Raw genomic sequence first — 16,107 nt, 5'->3', positions numbered from 1 at the left:
TTCAGGCAAAGGTATCGGCAAACATGGCGCAGGCCGAGCGCAGCGACAGCTGCTCCTGCTGCAGGCAGGCGGAAAACTGGCGCAACGCCGCATCCTGTCCCAGCTGCTCCTCGACCCAGTCGAGCTGGTCGAACACGATCAGCCGCTCGCTGCCGGCCTGCGGATCGATCAGCGCGCGCAAGCCATGCGGGTCGGCGCCGCAGAAGCCGATCACCAGCACGGGCGCCTCGTCGAGGTGGGAAAAGAACAGCGCCAGCTCGAAATCGGCCTGGCGCAGGAAAGGCGCGATCAGATGCAGCCAGAGGCTGGCCACCAGTTCGCGCAGCTGCGCGTCCTGCGGCAACGGCAGCACCAGGCTTTTCTCCAGGCGCGGCAAGCCGCAGTGGCGCACGGGCCGCAGCAGCAGGCCCAGGCCCAGCAGCAATTCGCGCACCGTCACGGGAAACGCGGGCGAGGCCAGCATGGCCTGCAAGCCATGCAGCGTCTGCGCCTGCAAAAAGGCCGCCAGCCGCGCCGCGTGGCCGGGCGCGTCCGCTTCGATGTCGACCACGTTGCCGGCCAGGGCCAGCAGCGCCGGCCCCGGTTCGGCGCTGGCCACGATGCCCTGCGACAGCTGTTCCACCCGCTGCCACAGCGGCGCCAGCGCCAGCGGGCTGCAAGCGACAAAGGCCTCGGCGTCGTCGACTTCGAGCACACCCATGGCCATGAAGGGAAAGCGCCTGTGCGACTGGTCGTTGCTCGCTTCCAGGCGCCCGGCGATGGCGCGCCGGCTGCGCGTGCCGACGAAGGCAAAGCGCAGCGGCGGCAAGGCGTCGTAATTGAGCTTCCAGCGCGGCTCCACCGTCAAGGCATTCATGACCTGCGCCAGCCAGTCGTCGAGCAGCTGCACCAGCGCGTGATTGTCGCAAGCCTTGATGAAGTCGCCGCGCGCGGGGATCTTGCCAAAATAACCGAGGCGCACCTGCTGTTGCGCGCGCATCATGGCGACACTCCCGCTGCCACGACAGCAACGGCGGCCATGGCCGGCGCGGGCGCGGCAGGAACAGCGGGCGCGCCGACGATGGTCTCGGGCAGCTGCATGCCGCGAAAGCCCTGCTCCTGCAGCGCCGCGGTCCCGCCGGCGCCGGCACCCGCCGTCTCCGCACTGCTGGTGATCTTCAGGTCGACCGCCACGGCCACCTCGCCGCGCGCCCAGCGCAGCTCGAACACGCCGCCTTCCTTGCGCTTCTTGGTCGCCGCATCGATCATGCGCTTCAAGCCGAATTGCCCCGGCTCGTTGAACAGTTCCACCGTGCGCCCGTCGAAGGTGACGGCCGTGATGCGCGCGCCCTGCGCACCGGCCGCGCCTTGCGGGCCCGGATGCACCATGTTCGTCCACTGCGCCGGGGTATTGCGGTAGCGCAGCTGCTGGCCGTCGATCTCCACCGTGTATTCCAGGGTGCCGGGCGCGGGCGACGGCTGGATCTGGAACACGGTTTGCGCCGCCGTCGAGGTGGCCGCCACGCCGCCCGCGCCCAGCGGCGCGATCCAGCCGGGGAAGCGCGCCACCACCTGCGGCGACAGGCTGATGCCCATCTCGGCCCAGGTGCGCGGCGCCAGCACGTCGCCGCGCCGCACCACCAGCGGGCCCATGGAGGTGGCGACGAATTTCGCCACCAGGCCTTCGGGGCCGAAGAACTGGCCGATCTCCAGGTTGCTCGCCTCGATGCGCGCCGCGGGCGCGAACGGATATTTGTTGGCCAGCGATTTCTGGAACGGTTCATACACCTGCGCCGCCCAGGTCTTGTTGATATCGAGTTCGGCCGGCGCGACGATGACGGCGAAGGTCTGCATCAGCGGGCGCACGAGGATGGGGCGAATCGCCTGCTTTTGCGCGTCGCTCATCCCCGTGAGCACCTGCTCGTCGACCAGTTTCAGCGCGTCGGCCAGCTCGGAGCCGCTGCCTTCCAGGGTCTGCTGCATGAACTGGCGCGCGCCCGGTCCCGCGTCGCCCTGGTTCTTCAGCTGGTTCAGACGGCTGCGCAGTTTCGACAGCGCTTCCAGGTAGGCGCGCATCAACGACGCATTATTGTCCCTGGCCGCCACCAGCTTGCCCACGCCGGCAAATTCGCGCCCCACGGGTCCCGTGGGCTTGTCCAGGCGGGCCGGGTCGAGCTGCGCATTGAGACCGGGATTGGCCGTCAGCGGCGATGGCGCGCGGCGCAGCACGGTTTCCTTGAACCAGGCGATGATGCCCCGCTCGGCCTTGCGCAATTGCGCATTCTGCAGCGCCGGATTGTCCCACGAGGTTTCCTCGTAAATGGTCGTGAGCAGCCTGGCGATCGGCGACGACTGCGGGTCGCCCAGGCGGTTCATCGCCTGCACGGCGCCGTCGAAGCCTTTCAGGTCGGCGACGGCGACACCCTGCACGAATTTTTGCCACTCGCGCGCGTAGTCGGCCTTGTACATGGCCACCAGGTTTTTCTCGATCTGCTCCGGACTGCCTTCCAGCGTCAGGTCGTCGGTGGAGGCGCTTTTCAGCACCCAGTCGGCGCTTTGCAGCTCGCGGTTGGCGGCGTCGCGAAACGCGCCCTCGACGAACTTTTCCCACGCCTGGCGCGTAAAGGCGCCGGAGACGGCGTAGCTGCCCGCCAGCAGGGCCTGATCCTGTTCGCCGACGATGCGCGCCACCGTCATGCCGGGAAAGCGCGTCGAGGCGCGCGCCTTGACGTCGGCATACACGCGCTCGCGCGCCGGCATGCCGCGCACCACGCGGCGCAGGCTGTCGCGCGCCTGGTCGACCAGCGCCAGCTTCTGCTCGATGCGCGGCCAGGACGGGTCGCCGATCTGCGCCAGGTAAAACGTCAGCAGCCGTTCGGCGCTGCGTATCATCTGTTCGCGCGGCATGGCGCCCCGGTTCCCCTCCAGCCAGCCGCGCCAGAAGCGCGTCAGCTGGTCGTTCAGGTGGCTGCTTTCCGCATGCGTCTTATCGGCCAGCATCAGATAGGTTTTCAGCGCGTTGTAGGCATCTTCCACATTCGTCGCGCTGGCCGCCTGGTACTGCACCCCGCGCGGCGCGGCGGTGGGCGATGCGGGCGCCGGCGTCTGCGGCGTGCGCGCCGTGGGCTGCAGCTGGTCGGCGCTGGCGTTCATCTCGAACAGCAGGGCTTCCAGCGCGCCCGCCACCGGGGCGAGCATGACCTGGCGCGCGCCGGCAAAGTATTCCTCGCGCAGCTTGCGTTCGAGCAATTCGCCCTGGTACAGGCCCAGGCGCAATGACCAGGGACGTTGCGTGCGGTACGCTTCCAGTTGCTCGATGCGGTCCTGCAAGATCTCCAGCGCTTCCAGGCGCGACTGCAAGTCCAGGCGCCGCTCCTGCAGCTTCACCACTTTATTCAGATCGGCCTCGACATTGGCCACCAGCTGGCGGTTGCCCAGGTAGGACCAGCTCCAACCGCCCAGGCAGGCGCCCAGCGACACCGTCGCGGCGAAGAACACGGCATATTTGAAGCGCAGCTTGGCGCGGTTGGCATAGTTGGCCACCAGGTGCTTGTCGGCAAAAATGACCTTGCGGAACAGCTCCAGCAGAAAATAACCATGCTGGCGCGCGCCCGACGGCGCCGTGGCCGGGACGGGCGCGAAAGCCAGGTCGAAGCGGCGCGCCACCTGCTGCGAGGAAGCGCTGACGGGCTCGCCCTCCTGCAGCGCGCTGGTGAAATAAAAACCGCGGAACACGGGCTGGAACTGGAACGGGTTTTCCTCGAACAGGGTGGCGATGAAGGCGCGCAGGGCCGGTTTGACGGCGGCAAACTCCAGCGGGAAGGTAAACACGCCGGGCGCCATCGTCTTGCGTTGCCGGTGCGCCATGTTGGCCAGGCTCAGCTCCGTCAAGCCATCGTGCAATTCATCGAAACTCTGGTCGAAAAACGCCAGCAAGTCGGCCGTGGGCAGCTTGCGCCGGTACGGCATGGTGGCGCCCCAGACGCGCTCACGCTCGCTGCGTTCGGCATCCGCGAAAAATTCCGTGAAGCCGGAGATCAGGTCGGCCTTGGTAAACACGATGTACAGGGGCGCGAACACTTCCAGGCGTTCGATGACGTCCTGCACGCGCTTGCGCAGGCTGCGCGCCAGTTGCATGCCGACATCGGGGTCGCCTTTCAATTCGGCGATGCTGACGGCGATCAGGATGCCGTTGACGGGCGCCTTGCGCCGGTATTTTTTCAGCAGGTCGAGAAAGCCGAACCACTCGCCGCGGTGCTCGTCGACGACGGAGTAGCGTCCGGCCGTGTCGAGCACGATGCCGTCCGTCGTGAAGAACCAGTCGCAGTTGCGCGTGCCGCCCACGCCTTGCACGATCTTGCCGTCGGCGAAAGGGAACTGCAGGCCCGAATGCAAGATGGCGCTGCTCTTGCCGGCGGCCGGGTTGCCGATGATCATGTACCACGGCAATTCGTACAGGGCGGCGGCGCCCGATTTGAGGCCCAGCTTGGACGTCTTGATGGTCTCGATGGCGGCCAGCATGCCCGCGCGCACGGCGCCGAGTTCGCCCTGCTGGGTGCTGCTGGCCGTCGAGGCCGAGGCGGCCTGCGTGGCGGCGATCTCGGCCTCGTTGAGGATGGCCTGGCCCAGCGCCTGCGCATCGCGCCGTGCGCGGCGGCGGCGCCACAGCCACAGGCCCAGCCAGGCGACAAAGGCCAGCAACAGCAAGGCCAGCGCCCAGATCAGCGCCACTTCCAGCACCTCGGCGCCCAGGTACAGGAACACGGCCAGCGCCACGAAGCCGAGGATGGTCAGATTGCGGCTGTCGGTGAGGAAATGCCAGAGTCGTCGCAGCATGATGAGCCCAGGGTGAGGTCGCAAAGCAGGAGGAATGTCGCCGCGCAGCGAGGCGGAGTCGGCCCATGCTGACAGCAATGCGGCGCGCCTTTGTTGACATATGACAAGTACCAGGTGCCAGCGCGCGGCAGGCGCCGGCGTGCCATTGACGCTGCGCAAGCAAGCTTGCAGCGCTGAAAATCTGGCCGCTGCGCGGCGCTAGAATGGCTGGCGCGGCTTACTTGCCCAGCACGCGCGGTTGCGGCAATTCCGTGTGGCCGAAGTCCATCATGGTCCAGCGTCCGCCCCAGCGCAGGCCCACCGATTCGGCCGTCACGCCATATAAACGGTAGCCGCGCATGGCCCAGGCATTTTTTTCAGAAATGACGAGCTTTCCTTCATGCATGAATGCGCAATCGGCCGCCAGGCCATACTGGTGATAGCTTTGAAACGCCCTGGCGTTCGTCACGTTCGGGCCGGCCGCCGCCAGCTGGTCCTGGCGCGCCGGACTGCGGTAGCCTTCCAGCAAGACCATGTCATAGCCATGCACGTCCTTCATGATCTTGAAGACCAGCAACAGGCGCTGCGCGTAGTCGTGGTCGAGCAATTGCCAGTTGCGGCTGGCGCCACCCAACAGCGGACGCAGCTGCGTCACTTCCGCCGTGGAAAACAGCAGCGGCGGCAGGGTCAAAGGCGGCACCAGCTGCTCGCCCTTGAGCAAGTCGCTGACCTGGTCATTGATCGCGTGTTGCTGGTCCGCATAGCCGCGCAGGGCGATGCGGTCGCTGGACAGCCAGGCCAGCAGCGGCGGCACGATGACCAGCACGCTGCCTGCCAGGCTCAACCAGCGATGCCGCCACAGCAGCTGCCAGGCGCGCGCCATGCCCCTGCCCGTGTGCCGCTGCACGCGTTGCCACTGCGCGCCGCTGCCGCCCTTCAGGTGCTGCGCGCGCCGCTGCATGCGCCAGCCCAGGTTGACGAGCGTGTGCAGCACGATGGCGCGGCCGCCGGGAAACAACAGCAGCCAGCAAGCGAAACAGGCGAGCAAGAAATACATCAGGACCAGGGCGACGAACATGGGGCGCTCCGTGATGGGATAGTCGGAGCCGGGCAGGCAATTGCTCGGCGGTATCGCTAGATCGTAGGCGTCCGCGGCCCGCATGAGCGCGGTTTACATCAAGGTCAGTCGAGTTTGATCCACTGCGGAGGTGATATTTTGTCTGTATTGAAAACCGGGGATGGCCAGGCGCGCGGTCCCAACCTGCTGAGCAAGGACGGCGCGGCTGGCGCGCCCATCGGAGGCAAGGGCATCCTGTCGCAGCTCGAACACGGCGTCGCCGCGCCGGCGGCCATGCCGGCCCTGCGCTGGCGCCCCGGCTGGCGGCACTGGGCCGCTGGCGCGCTGGGCGCGACGGTGCTGATCACGGCCGTGCTCACGCATGACACGCCCTTCGTGCCTCTGCCGAGCGCCCCCGCCACGGCCACGGCCTTGCCGGCGCCCGTCATGCCGGCGCCAACGGCGCCGCCGCACGCGGCGCAGGCGGCCACCATCGTCAATACGACGGCCCCGCCCTTGCCTGCCGCGTCCGCCACGACAGCGGGTGCGGCGCCAAGCGCAAGCGCGCCGCCCAGGACGCCGCCCCCCGTACGGCAGGCGGCCGCGCGTCCACAGGGGACGAGGCCGGCTACCGCGCCAGGCGACAGCGACGTCGCCTTGCTGACGGCGATGGTGGCCCATGCGCACGGGCAGGAAGGCACGGCAAAGCCCGTGCGCGACGTGGTGCTGCGCCAGCGGGAAGAAGAGACAACGGAGCTGTTGCGGCGCTGTCAGCAGCTGGGCCTGATCGAAGGCATGCTGTGCCGCTCGCGCATCTGCTCGGGCCGCTGGGACAGCGATCCTGCCTGCCATTGAGCGCCCGCGCGGGCCATCACGTGTTTCGCGGGTGAGTGGCCGCGTCCATGCGGCCTTGCAAAAAGCCTTCCATCAGCGCCAGCAATGCCTGCGGCTGCTCCTGGTGCGGCGTATGGCCGCACTGTTCGACGATGGCGGGCACGGCGTTGAGCGCCTGCGCCACGATGGTGTCGACCTGGGCCGCGCTGCCGTACTGGTCCTCGCTGCCCTGCAGCACCAGCGCAGGGCATTCGACGGAAGGCAGCAGGTACTCGATGTTCCAGAACTGGAATCCATAGCTGAGCCAAGTGTCCGACCAGGCCTTGAAGATGGTCTCCGTCTTGTCGCCATGGTATTTCGCCAGCGCGCGCAGCTTGCCCGCGCCAAACGCCGCGTCCGCCACGCGGATGCCCTCGAGCGTGATGCCTTCGACAAACACGTGCGCCGCTTCGGTGATGATGCCGCGCAAGCGCGGCGGCTGCTGCGCCGCATAGATCAGGGCGATGCTGCCGCCATCGGAGTGGCCGACGAGAAAATGATCCTGTCCCGGCAGCAGTGCCGCGAGCACTTGCGGCAGCTCGCACAGCGCGTAGTCGTGCAAATAATGGAGCTGGCGCCGCGCCGCCAGCGGCGACGACTGCCCATAGCCGTGGCGGTCATACAGCAAGCCGCGGCAGCCCGTCGCCTGGCATAGCTGAGCGGGAAAATCTTTCCACATCGCACAGCAACCTAGCCCCTCGTGCAGGAACACCAGGCAGGGCTTGGCAGGGTCGCCTTCGATCAATTCGTAATAGATATCGGTTTCGGCACTCAGGTTCAGTATCGGCATGGGCTAGGCTCGCAACGGGTTGCGCATCGACAGGTCGGCTGCGCCTATTGTGCCATCGTCCTGCGCGGCATGCGTGGCGGCCCGTAAAAATAGCCTGCGAGAAAAGATCTTGCCACCTGCCTGCATGGTGTTTGCGCCAGCACAAATGAGCATCGTTTTTCCGGCTGCCTTGCGTGCTTTCCGCCCCTGTGTACGCCTAGAATGGCTTACTCCAACAGCATGGAGCAGGCGGCTACCTTATCAGCCAGGACGTGACACTGGCCGTCACGACAACATAGATAGGGCGTCTTGCCGCACGACGACAGGCGCGGCGTCCAAACTATCGATCAGGAGTACATCATGGAAATGAAAGTAGAACACCGCACGGGCAGCAACCTGGCACTGGACGAATCCGAGCTGCCGGCGGAGCAGGAAGGAAAAAGCGCCAAAGGCGCGGCCGCACAGGACTTGAACCTGAGCCCCGCCGCCTTCACCACCTACTACACGTGGACCGCCAATGGCGTGCATCCTTCGGTCAACTTCGTCAACGCCAACGTGCACGCCAATTCGCGCGTCTTCGTCAACATCAGCGAATATGGCGCGAATCCCCAGGACCGCTTCATCGGCGCCGCCCGCATGGCCGTGTACAACATCGCGCCATACAACGGCGGCTTCCGGGCCTGGGTGGAGATCTCGTGGGGCAGTCCGCTCAAGGTCCGTTTCGACGTATTCGTCGATCCCTGATGCGGCAAGCACTGTGCGTGCCCCTGCCACCAGCGGGCCGGCATCGCACACGTCGCTAAGACACTGAAGGGATGGCCAGCGTGGACGGAAACCGTGCACGCATGACAAAAGGGCCACGTGTCGCCACGTGGCCCTTTGCTGCTGCTTGTTCTGGCTCCCCGACCTGGACTCGAACCAGGGACCTGCGGATTAACAGTCCGTCGCTCTACCAACTGAGCTATCAGGGAAAGGAGGCCGAATTATATACGTCAAAATTTCCCATGTCCAGTTGTTACTACATGCTTGCTGCACGGCCATCCAAAACAGGCCGCCTGCGAAGCCAGCCTCGCCATGTGCTGCGTCCGTCTGCGCGGCGCTACGCAAGATAGTAGAAAAAGCAGGCCTTGCCGATTCGAATAAGCAGGCCTCGCCGGCCCGGAAGGCGCACAACGGCATGCCGGCAGCGGGGAGTCAAGCACGCCGCCGCGCGGACATGCGCTTGCAAGGTTCATCCTTGCCCCTGGCTGGCTGCTCTCACCCGACATGACAGAATCAAGCGTACCCCTGGTGGACCATCCCCGCAGCGGCGACAGCTCGGCCGAAATCGCCGAGCATCTGGCGGCCGCCATCGTGGCGCGCCAATTGCCGCCCGGCACGCGGCTGCGCGAAGAGGCGCTGTGCCGGCTGTATGGCGTCAGCCGCACCAAGATCCGTGCCGCCCTGCTGATCCTGTCCAAAGACAAACTCATACGCGTAGTGCCCGACAAGGGCGCCTTCGTCAGCCAGCCAACGGAAGCGGAGGCGCGCGACATCTTTGCCGCGCGGCGCGTCATCGAGGCGGCCCTGGCGCGCGCCTGATGGTGGAGCACCTGGGGCGCGTGGAAGCGGCCTTGCGCTTCGACGGCAGCGTGCATGACGACAAGAAAGACCTGGTGGCCGCGCTGTTGATGTAAGCGGCCCATCAAAAAAGGCCGCCCTGCTGCTGCACGGGCGGCCTTCTCGCATGCGACGGCAACTGGCTTGCCGCCGGTGCCACGCAGCCTATTCGCCCAGGTAGATAAACTTGAACAGGAAGATGGCGGCGATGATGTAAGCCACCACCGATACCTGCTTGCCCTTGCCCGTCAACAGTTTCAATACGGCATAGGTGATGAAGCCGAAGGCGACGCCGCTGGCGACCGAATACGTGAATGGCATCATCAGCGCCGTGATGGCGGCTGGAATGCTTTCCGTGCTGTCATCCCAGTCGATGAAGGTCAGTTCGCGCAACATCAGGCACGCGACATACAGCAGCGCGGGCGCCGTCGCATACGGCGGCACCGTGTGCGCCAGCGGGGCGAAGAACAGGCTGCCCAGGAACAGCAGCGCCACGGCCACGGCCGTCAAGCCCGTGCGGCCGCCCGCCTGCACGCCAGCCGCGCTTTCCACGAAGGCCGTGGTGCTCGACGTGCCCAGGCAGGCGCCGGCGGCGATCGCCGTGCTGTCGGCCAGCAAGGCCTTGTTCATGCGTTCCATCTTCCCGTCTTTCAACAAGCCGGCGCGGTTGGCCACGCCCATCAGGGTACCCGTCGCATCGAACAATTCGACCAGAAAAAACACCAGCACCACGTTGACGATGCCGATCGACAGCGCGCCCATGATGTCGAGCTTGAACAGGGTCGGCTCGATGGCGGGCGGCGCCGAGACGATGCCGTTGAACTCGTTGCCGCCAAAGAAGAAGCTGGCGATGGTGATGACGAGGATGCCGATCAGGATGGCGCCCGGCACTTTCAGCCGGTCCAGCGCGACGATGATGAAAAAGCCGAGGATGGCCAGGATGGGCGCCGCCTTGTGCAAGTCGCCCAGGGCGATGATGGTGGCCGGGTTCGACACCACCACACCCGCGCTTTTCAGGGAAATGATGGCCAGGAACAGGCCGATACCGACCGTGATGGCCGTGCGCAGCGCGGGCGGAATGCTGTTGATGATCATCTCGCGTATCTTGAACAGGCTGACCAGGATGAACAGGCAGCCGGAAATGAAGACGGCGCCCAGCGCCACTTCCCAGCTCATGCCCATGCCCTTCACCACCGCATACGAGAAATACGCGTTCAAGCCCATGCCCGGCGCCAGCGCGATCGGATAGTTCGCGTACAGGCCCATGATCAGCGTGCCGATGGCGGCCGCCAGGCAAGTGGCAACAAAGACGGAGTCTTTCGGCATGCCCGCGTCGCCGAGGATGGACGGGTTGACGAAGATGATGTAGGCCATCGTCAGGAACGTGGTCAGGCCGGCCAGCAGCTCCGTGCGCACATTGGTGCCGTTGTCCTTCAGTTTGAAATAGCGTTCCAGGAACTGCATGATTAACCCCTTGTTTTGGTAGAACCGGGCGCCTGCGTGTGGCCAGTGCGCCTCTTTTTATGACGAAATGACTACTTTCCCGTGGCGCCGGCCGGCTTGAAGGCCCACCAGCGGCTGCCCGCGAAATTCCAGACCAGTCCGATGCCCGTCGCCAGCACCTGCGCCAGCCAGTAATACCAGCCCAGCTGGTGTACCAGCAGCCACATCAGGCCCGTATTGATGCACCAGCCGATGCCCAGCAAGGTGAAATACTTGCTGGCCGCCTCGCCGTGTCCCTTGTCGCTTTTGAACGTGAAAAAATAATTGAGCAGGTAGTTGACGACGGAGCCGAGGATGTAGCCGATGCCGGAAGCGGCGGCGGCGCTGATGCCGGCCCATTCCACGCCACCCCACAGCACGCTGTATTGCACGGCCGTGCCGGAAGCGCCGACGGCGGCGAAACGTAAAAATTGGTGATGCAGGGAATGGGACATTGTCAATTTTCAAATGAAGCGAGAAGGATAGTGCCAGAATAAAAAATGGCTACGATTGCTCGTAACCATTTTTCAGCCTGCATTTTACTGCAAGTTGCGCCCAACGTTCATTTCCGCCGCCGTTTCGACGCTTATTTCTTGCGCTGGCGGCGCCGGCGCAGCCACACGAACAATGCGATCAGCAGCAAGATGCCCACGATGCCGCCCGGCAGCATGAACGGTTGCGCGCGGGCCAGCACGGGCTTCTCGCCGCCGCTGCGCGCCTGCGCCACGTAGGCCGGCGTGACGGACACGTCCGGGTTGCCATACTGCTTCAGCACGTAATTGGCAATCGAGGCGATCTGCTCGTCCGTCAAGGGCTGCACGTAGGAACGCTGGTCGAAACGGGGCATGAACGCTTCGTGCTCCTCCCCTTCGATCTTGCGCTCGACACCGAACAACATGGCCGAGACCAGGTTGGCCGGCGTGTTGCCGCCCGTCGCCGTGTTGTGGAACAGGGCCGGATACGCCTGGCCCGTGCTGCCGGCGCCGCTGGCCGCGTGGCAGCTGGCGCAATAGCCGGAAAACAGCACGGCGCCGCTGTCGAGCGAATGATGCTCGGTGGAACCGGCCATGCCGCGCAGCGCCCCTTCCTCGCTGGCCGCGCTGCCATGGCTGAAGGCGGCCTTGGTCTGCCCCGGCGCGCGCACGGGCGGCACCGTGCGCAGCCAGGCCACGATGGCCGCCACGTCGTCGTCGCGCAAAAATTGCAGGCTGTTCTGGATGGCTTCGGCCATGCCGCCCGCCGCCTGCCCCTTGCCTTCCACGTGGCCCGTCTTCAGGTAGGCGGCGATTTCCGCATCCGTCCACGCGCCGATGCCGCTGACCTTGTCGGACGTGATGTTCGGTGCGTGCCAGGAACCGAGCGATGCGCCCGCCAGGGTCTGGCTGCCGATTTCGGCCATCAGCGCGTTGCGCGGCGTATGGCAGGCGCTGCAGTGCGCCAGGCCTTCGGCCAGATAGGCGCCCCGGTTGATCTGCGCGCTTTTCGTGGGGTCCGGCACGAAGCGTTTATTGTCCAGGAACAAGGTATTCCAGCCCAGCATGGACAGGCGCACATTGAACGGGAATGGCAGGGCCGTCTGGCGCGCCGGCGCGTCGACCGGTTGAACCGCCTGCATGAAGTAGTGATACAGGTCGCCCACGTCCGCGTCCGTCAGCCGCGCATAGCTGGTGTAGGGCATGGCCGGATACAGATGGCTGCCGTCGGCGCGCACGCCTTCGCGCAGGGCGCGCGCAAAGTCGGCTTCCGTGTAGTGGCCGATGCCGCCTTGTTTCGAGGGCGTGATATTCGTCGCGTAGATCGTGCCCAGCGGCGAATCGATGGCGTAGCCGCCCGCGTACGGCTTGCCGCCGGCCGCCGTATGGCACGCCATGCAGTCGGCCGCGATGGCCAGGTAGCGGCCCCGCTCGAGGCGCGCATCGGCGCCCGAAGCACCTGCGGCCACGGGCGCGGCCGGGCGGTCCGGCGTCAGGGTGACGGGCGGCGCAGGCGGCGCGGCGTGCGCGGCCAGCGGCAAGCCGGCCGCCAAAGTCAGGCCCAGCAATAAACGGCGCATCATGCGGCCTCCCGTGCCAGGGTGCGGGCGATGTCGTCGGCCGCGCGCAAGCCGAGCGCAGCCATGCTGAGGGTGGTGTTGACGACGCTGGCCGACGGCATGGCGCCGCCGCCCGGCAGCCACAGATTGGCATGATCGTGGGCGCGGCAATTACCGTCAACCACGGAGTCAAGACGGTTCGAGCCCATGATGACGCCGCCCATGATGTGGTTGTTCGCGTTCAGGCTGTCGGTGATATGGAATTCCACGGCGCCGAACAGCTTGCCGATGTGCTCGAGCTGCGCATGCGCGGCCTTCGCGCCAGCGCGCACGTAATCGCCCACGTCATAGTAAATGTCGGGACAGGCCAGGCCCAGCGGATCCTTGCGCGTCTTGCTCAAGGTCAAACGGTTGTGCGCTTCGGGCAAGGGTTCCAGGCTGATCGACAAGTCCACGCCGAACGCGGCGCGGCGGCGGATCTCGTCGTCGAGATCCTTGCCCACCAGGCCCAGCTTCAACGACTGCTGGGTAGCGGGCCCGACGCGGGTGATATTGTTCAGGATCATCTTGTTGGCCGAATACTGCGAGCGGAAGGCGCCGTCGCGCGGGCCCACCAGGCAGCTGCTCTGCGCGGGGCCACGGCCCGTCCAGATCGGCTCGTTGGCGAGGAAGGTGCAGTGAAAGCCCGAGTGGTCCATCATGTTGCGGCCCACCTGGTCGGAACTGTTGGCGATGCCGTTCGGATTGTTCCGGTTCGCCGCCAGGAGTAAAAGGCGCGGCGTCTCGATGCCATTGCAGGCAATCACGAAAGCCTTGCCGGTCGCCATGTGCGACTGTTTCTTCGCGTCATACCAGTGCACGGCCGTCACGCGGTTGTTCTGGTCGGTGTCGATGCGGTAGACGACGGCCTCGGCCAGCACGCCCGCGCCCTTCCGCTCGGCCCGTTCCACGTGGTGGATGCCGTTGTACATGGCGCCGATGGGGCAGATCGGCTGGCAATTGTTATTGCCGCAGCAAGTGGGACGGCCCTGCCATGGGCGCGTCGAGCGCCCTTGCGGAATCGGCACGGAACGGTAGCCGTGCGGGTTGACCACTTCGGCGAAGCGCTTGTCGCCATAGCCCCAGGGCACCATGTCCATCGGGTACGGCGCGCTGCGCTCGCTGGGCGACTGCAAGGCGGGATCGTTGGGGCCGGCCACGCCCATTTCCTGCTCGGCGCGGCAATAGTACGGTTCCAGCTCATCGTAGGAGATGGCCCAGTCGCGCCCCACCCCGTAATCGCTCTTCATGCGCATGTCGGACGGCAAGTGGCGCCAGCACGACGCGGCCCAGTGCCAGGTCGTGCCGCCCACCGTGCGCAGATAGCCCTGCTGGAAACTGCTGCCGCTGGGGCCAGACAATTCCACATAGTTATTCTTCGGGAAATACAGCGGCGCGGGCGCGTTTTCCGCCTGCGGATACAGGCCCTGGAAGTCGGAACCGACGCGGTTCTCGAACGGCATGTTGCGCCAGTTTTCCACGGCTTGCCCCCGCTCGATGCGCAGGCCCGCTTCCAGCATGATCACGGAGTGACCCTGCGCAGCCAGCTGGTCGGCCATCATGGCGCCGACGACGCCGGAACCGACGATGACGACATCGGCGACGACGTCGCCATTACTCTTGAATTGGGGTGATTTCATTTTGCTTGCTTGCCTTTCGGTTCGGGAGTGCCGGTAGTGGCCGGGGCCGGTACGGGTTTGGGCGCCACGGGCGCGGAGACGCCCACGGCCGGCGGCGCTTTCAGCCACCACAGGGGGCCGTAATTGCAATACGTGGGCACGACCTGGCCATCGGCCACCGTGCGGTACATCAGCGCTTCCGCATACGCGACGACGATGGACTTCGTGCCCTGCGCCGCGTTGCCGGCGACGGTGCCCGTGTACCAGGCGGCGACGATGGCCAGTGCCAGCTCGCGCAAGCTGGCATCCGCGGCGCTGGCGGCCGCCAGCAGGGCCTGCGCTTCCTGGCCCGTGACGAGCAGCGCGCCCAGCCGTGGCAACTGGTCGGCAAAGCCGGGCACGTTGGTACGCATGGCTTGCTCGATGCGCGCCGCCGTCGCGGCGGACAGCTCGCGATGGCCCGTGATGGTTTGCGACAAGGTGTAGAACAGCATGGTGGCGGGCGCCGGGCCGGTGGCCGGGGCGCTGGCCGGCGCCTGCATGGCGGCGGACAGGGGATTGCTCCAGAAACCGGCCTGCGCCAGCAAGGCGGCCAGGCCGATCAGGGCGTGGCGGCGGCTGATGCGGGGAAGGGATGAAACGGATGTTGCAGATGGTTCGCTGCCTGGATGGTTCATGAGACTCCCGCAAGACTTGTTGTTTTATTGACTTCGATGATTGCGCTACATTGCATTTGCGCATAAATGGAACCGGTTCCATATTATCCTACAGAAGTAAATTGTCTGCCAATGTAGTACTACTACTGAGTATCCGGCTTGTGCAATTCCCGCATAGGTTCAGGGGTTTCGCGCAGGCAAAACGCCAGTCCCGGCTGGCTACCAAGGCGGTAGTGAAAATCGAGCACGCTGCCGCCGGCCAGGTCCGGCTTGCCCGGCAACGGCAGGGGGAGATTCAGGCTGCACTCATGGTCGCCCAGGACGATGTCGCCATGCACGCGGATGCGCGTCAGCAAGCGCGGCGCCTGCTCCAGCACCTCGGGCAGGCGGATGCTGGCGGCCGGCAGGCTGTCGCTCTGCCCCTGCGCCCCATGCTGCCAGGCGCGCAGGGCCTGCGCATCGAGCGCAAACACGCGGCCCCAGTCGGTGCACGGCTCGTCCGGCGCGCGCCGGTCCAGGCCCAGGTGCACGCTGACGGCCGCCGGCAGCAGCGCCGCCGCAGGCGCTTGCGCGTACAAGTTGCGCAGGATGGCCACCTGCGGCTCCTTGCCCAGCGCCGTGTTCATGGTTTCGCTGACGATCACGTCCGGCATGGCGGCGGCAGGAATGCGGTAGGCGGCCGCGTCGGCGCAAATGAATTCCGCCACATGGCCGTCCAGGCCCAGGATTGCGATCAGTTCGCGCGCATACGCCAGGGTCTCGGCGTGCACGTCGAGGATGGCAAACTGCACCTGGGTCGCGCTCAGCACGGCCATCACCGGCAAGGCCAGCAAGGCGAACGGGCCGCAGCCCGCATACAGCACCCGCACGGGCCGACCGCCGCGCGCGTCCAGGCGCTCGCGCACGGCCAGCGCCAGGCCCTGGATGAAGGCGGCGCTGCGGTAGGGCTCGCGCGCGCACAGGCCCGCCTGCACGGGCGAGATGGCCCAGCCGCTGGGAAGAAAGCTTTCGCCGTCGCGCAAGCCTTGCTGCACATCCATGGACAGGCGCGAATGGCGCTCCACGAGCTGGCGCAGCCGCACCGTTTCGCCGACCAGGCTCGCCAGGGAACGCTGCGGATCGCACAAGGCGGCCGCGATGCTGGCCAACTCTTCCCGCGCCGGATTCATGCGCGGCTCCGCTGGGAC

12 protein-coding genes, 1 tRNA gene and 1 pseudogene are annotated in these 16,107 nt (G+C 66.1%); 3 read left to right on the top strand and 11 right to left on the bottom strand.

The genetic code is table 11. The features are described from left to right. Window position 1 precedes the first annotated feature (1 nt). The 3 genes from tagF to J0O65_RS18660 form a co-directional block, all read right to left on the bottom strand. Window positions 2-982 carry a type VI secretion system-associated protein TagF gene (gene tagF / locus J0O65_RS18670; protein ID WP_215408760.1) on the bottom strand — a complete coding sequence of 327 codons (981 nt, stop codon included), beginning with the start codon at window positions 980-982 and terminating at the stop codon, window positions 2-4. Then, on the bottom strand, window positions 979-4,815 hold the full coding sequence (gene tssM, locus J0O65_RS18665; protein WP_215408759.1) for a type VI secretion system membrane subunit TssM: 3,837 nt from the start codon (window positions 4,813-4,815) through the stop codon (window positions 979-981). The genes tagF and tssM overlap by 4 nt, the downstream gene beginning before the upstream one ends. 217 nt (window positions 4,816-5,032) lie before the next feature. Then, the gene (locus J0O65_RS18660; RefSeq protein ID WP_215408758.1) at window positions 5,033-5,872 is read right to left on the bottom strand and encodes a M15 family metallopeptidase; all 840 of its coding nucleotides are present in this window, start codon (window positions 5,870-5,872) and stop codon (window positions 5,033-5,035) included. 138 nt (window positions 5,873-6,010) lie between these two features. Here J0O65_RS18660 and J0O65_RS18655 point away from each other — a divergent pair, with 138 nt between their 5' ends. Further along, window positions 6,011-6,706, top strand: coding sequence for a hypothetical protein (locus J0O65_RS18655; protein WP_215408757.1), 696 nt, complete (start codon window positions 6,011-6,013; stop codon window positions 6,704-6,706). A 16-nt stretch (window positions 6,707-6,722) separates the two neighbouring features. Here J0O65_RS18655 and J0O65_RS18650 read toward each other — a convergent pair whose 3' ends face one another. Continuing rightward, on the bottom strand, window positions 6,723-7,514 hold the full coding sequence (locus J0O65_RS18650; protein ID WP_215408756.1) for an alpha/beta fold hydrolase: 792 nt from the start codon (window positions 7,512-7,514) through the stop codon (window positions 6,723-6,725). Window positions 7,515-7,853: 339 nt separating this feature from the next. Between J0O65_RS18650 and J0O65_RS18645 the strand changes: the two genes are divergently transcribed. Beyond that, window positions 7,854-8,237, top strand: a complete 384-nt coding sequence (locus J0O65_RS18645; RefSeq protein ID WP_251373838.1) for a hypothetical protein — start codon at window positions 7,854-7,856, stop codon at window positions 8,235-8,237. Window positions 8,238-8,388: 151 nt separating this feature from the next. On the opposite strand, the gene J0O65_RS18640 is transcribed toward J0O65_RS18645, so the two are convergent. Further along, window positions 8,389-8,464: transfer RNA gene (locus J0O65_RS18640), tRNA-Asn, on the bottom strand. Window positions 8,465-8,759: 295 nt separating this feature from the next. Here J0O65_RS18640 and J0O65_RS18635 point away from each other — a divergent pair. Next, window positions 8,760-9,068, top strand: a pseudogene (locus J0O65_RS18635) (GntR family transcriptional regulator); the annotation flags it as partial. 189 nt (window positions 9,069-9,257) lie between these two features. Here the strand turns inward: J0O65_RS18635 and J0O65_RS18630 are convergent. From J0O65_RS18630 to J0O65_RS18605, 6 genes are all read right to left on the bottom strand, one after another. Next, window positions 9,258-10,556, bottom strand: a complete 1,299-nt coding sequence (locus tag J0O65_RS18630; RefSeq protein ID WP_215408754.1) for an NCS2 family permease — start codon at window positions 10,554-10,556, stop codon at window positions 9,258-9,260. Between the two features lie 71 nt (window positions 10,557-10,627). After that, window positions 10,628-11,029 (bottom strand): GtrA family protein, encoded by a 402-nt coding sequence (locus tag J0O65_RS18625; RefSeq protein ID WP_215408753.1) that lies wholly within the window; start codon window positions 11,027-11,029, stop codon window positions 10,628-10,630. 131 nt (window positions 11,030-11,160) lie between these two features. Further along, a complete protein-coding gene (locus J0O65_RS18620) occupies window positions 11,161-12,630 on the bottom strand; it encodes a c-type cytochrome (RefSeq protein WP_251373837.1) in 1,470 nt (489 codons plus the stop codon). Continuing rightward, window positions 12,627-14,285, bottom strand: a complete 1,659-nt coding sequence (locus J0O65_RS18615; RefSeq protein WP_215408752.1) for a GMC family oxidoreductase — start codon at window positions 14,283-14,285, stop codon at window positions 12,627-12,629. Before J0O65_RS18615 ends, J0O65_RS18620 begins: the two co-directional genes overlap by 4 nt. After that, on the bottom strand, window positions 14,282-14,941 hold the full coding sequence (locus J0O65_RS18610) for a sugar dehydrogenase complex small subunit (RefSeq protein ID WP_215408751.1): 660 nt from the start codon (window positions 14,939-14,941) through the stop codon (window positions 14,282-14,284). Before J0O65_RS18610 ends, J0O65_RS18615 begins: the two co-directional genes overlap by 4 nt. 122 nt (window positions 14,942-15,063) lie before the next feature. Next, a complete protein-coding gene (locus J0O65_RS18605) occupies window positions 15,064-16,089 on the bottom strand; it encodes an SAM-dependent methyltransferase (protein WP_215408750.1) in 1,026 nt (341 codons plus the stop codon). Between the last annotated feature and the right edge of the window lie 18 nt (window positions 16,090-16,107).

The organism is Janthinobacterium sp. JC611 (genome assembly GCF_018682595.1).
In the GTDB taxonomy this organism is placed as follows: domain Bacteria; phylum Pseudomonadota; class Gammaproteobacteria; order Burkholderiales; family Burkholderiaceae_D; genus Janthinobacterium.
This window is presented reverse-complemented; position numbering and strand designations above follow the sequence as displayed.

Coding starts and splice junctions, on each gene's coding strand:
- J0O65_RS18630 (WP_215408754.1), bottom strand. CDS start 10,556: ATGCAGTTCCTGGAACGCTATTTCAAACTGAAGGACAACGGCACCAAT.
- tagF (WP_215408760.1), bottom strand. CDS start 982: ATGATGCGCGCGCAACAGCAGGTGCGCCTCGGTTATTTTGGCAAGATC.
- J0O65_RS18650 (WP_215408756.1), bottom strand. CDS start 7,514: ATGCCGATACTGAACCTGAGTGCCGAAACCGATATCTATTACGAATTG.
- J0O65_RS18620 (WP_251373837.1), bottom strand. CDS start 12,630: ATGATGCGCCGTTTATTGCTGGGCCTGACTTTGGCGGCCGGCTTGCCG.
- J0O65_RS18645 (WP_251373838.1), top strand. CDS start 7,854: ATGGAAATGAAAGTAGAACACCGCACGGGCAGCAACCTGGCACTGGAC.
- J0O65_RS18625 (WP_215408753.1), bottom strand. CDS start 11,029: ATGTCCCATTCCCTGCATCACCAATTTTTACGTTTCGCCGCCGTCGGC.
- J0O65_RS18610 (WP_215408751.1), bottom strand. CDS start 14,941: ATGAACCATCCAGGCAGCGAACCATCTGCAACATCCGTTTCATCCCTT.
- J0O65_RS18615 (WP_215408752.1), bottom strand. CDS start 14,285: ATGAAATCACCCCAATTCAAGAGTAATGGCGACGTCGTCGCCGATGTC.
- tssM (WP_215408759.1), bottom strand. CDS start 4,815: ATGCTGCGACGACTCTGGCATTTCCTCACCGACAGCCGCAATCTGACC.
- J0O65_RS18660 (WP_215408758.1), bottom strand. CDS start 5,872: ATGTTCGTCGCCCTGGTCCTGATGTATTTCTTGCTCGCCTGTTTCGCT.
- J0O65_RS18605 (WP_215408750.1), bottom strand. CDS start 16,089: ATGAATCCGGCGCGGGAAGAGTTGGCCAGCATCGCGGCCGCCTTGTGC.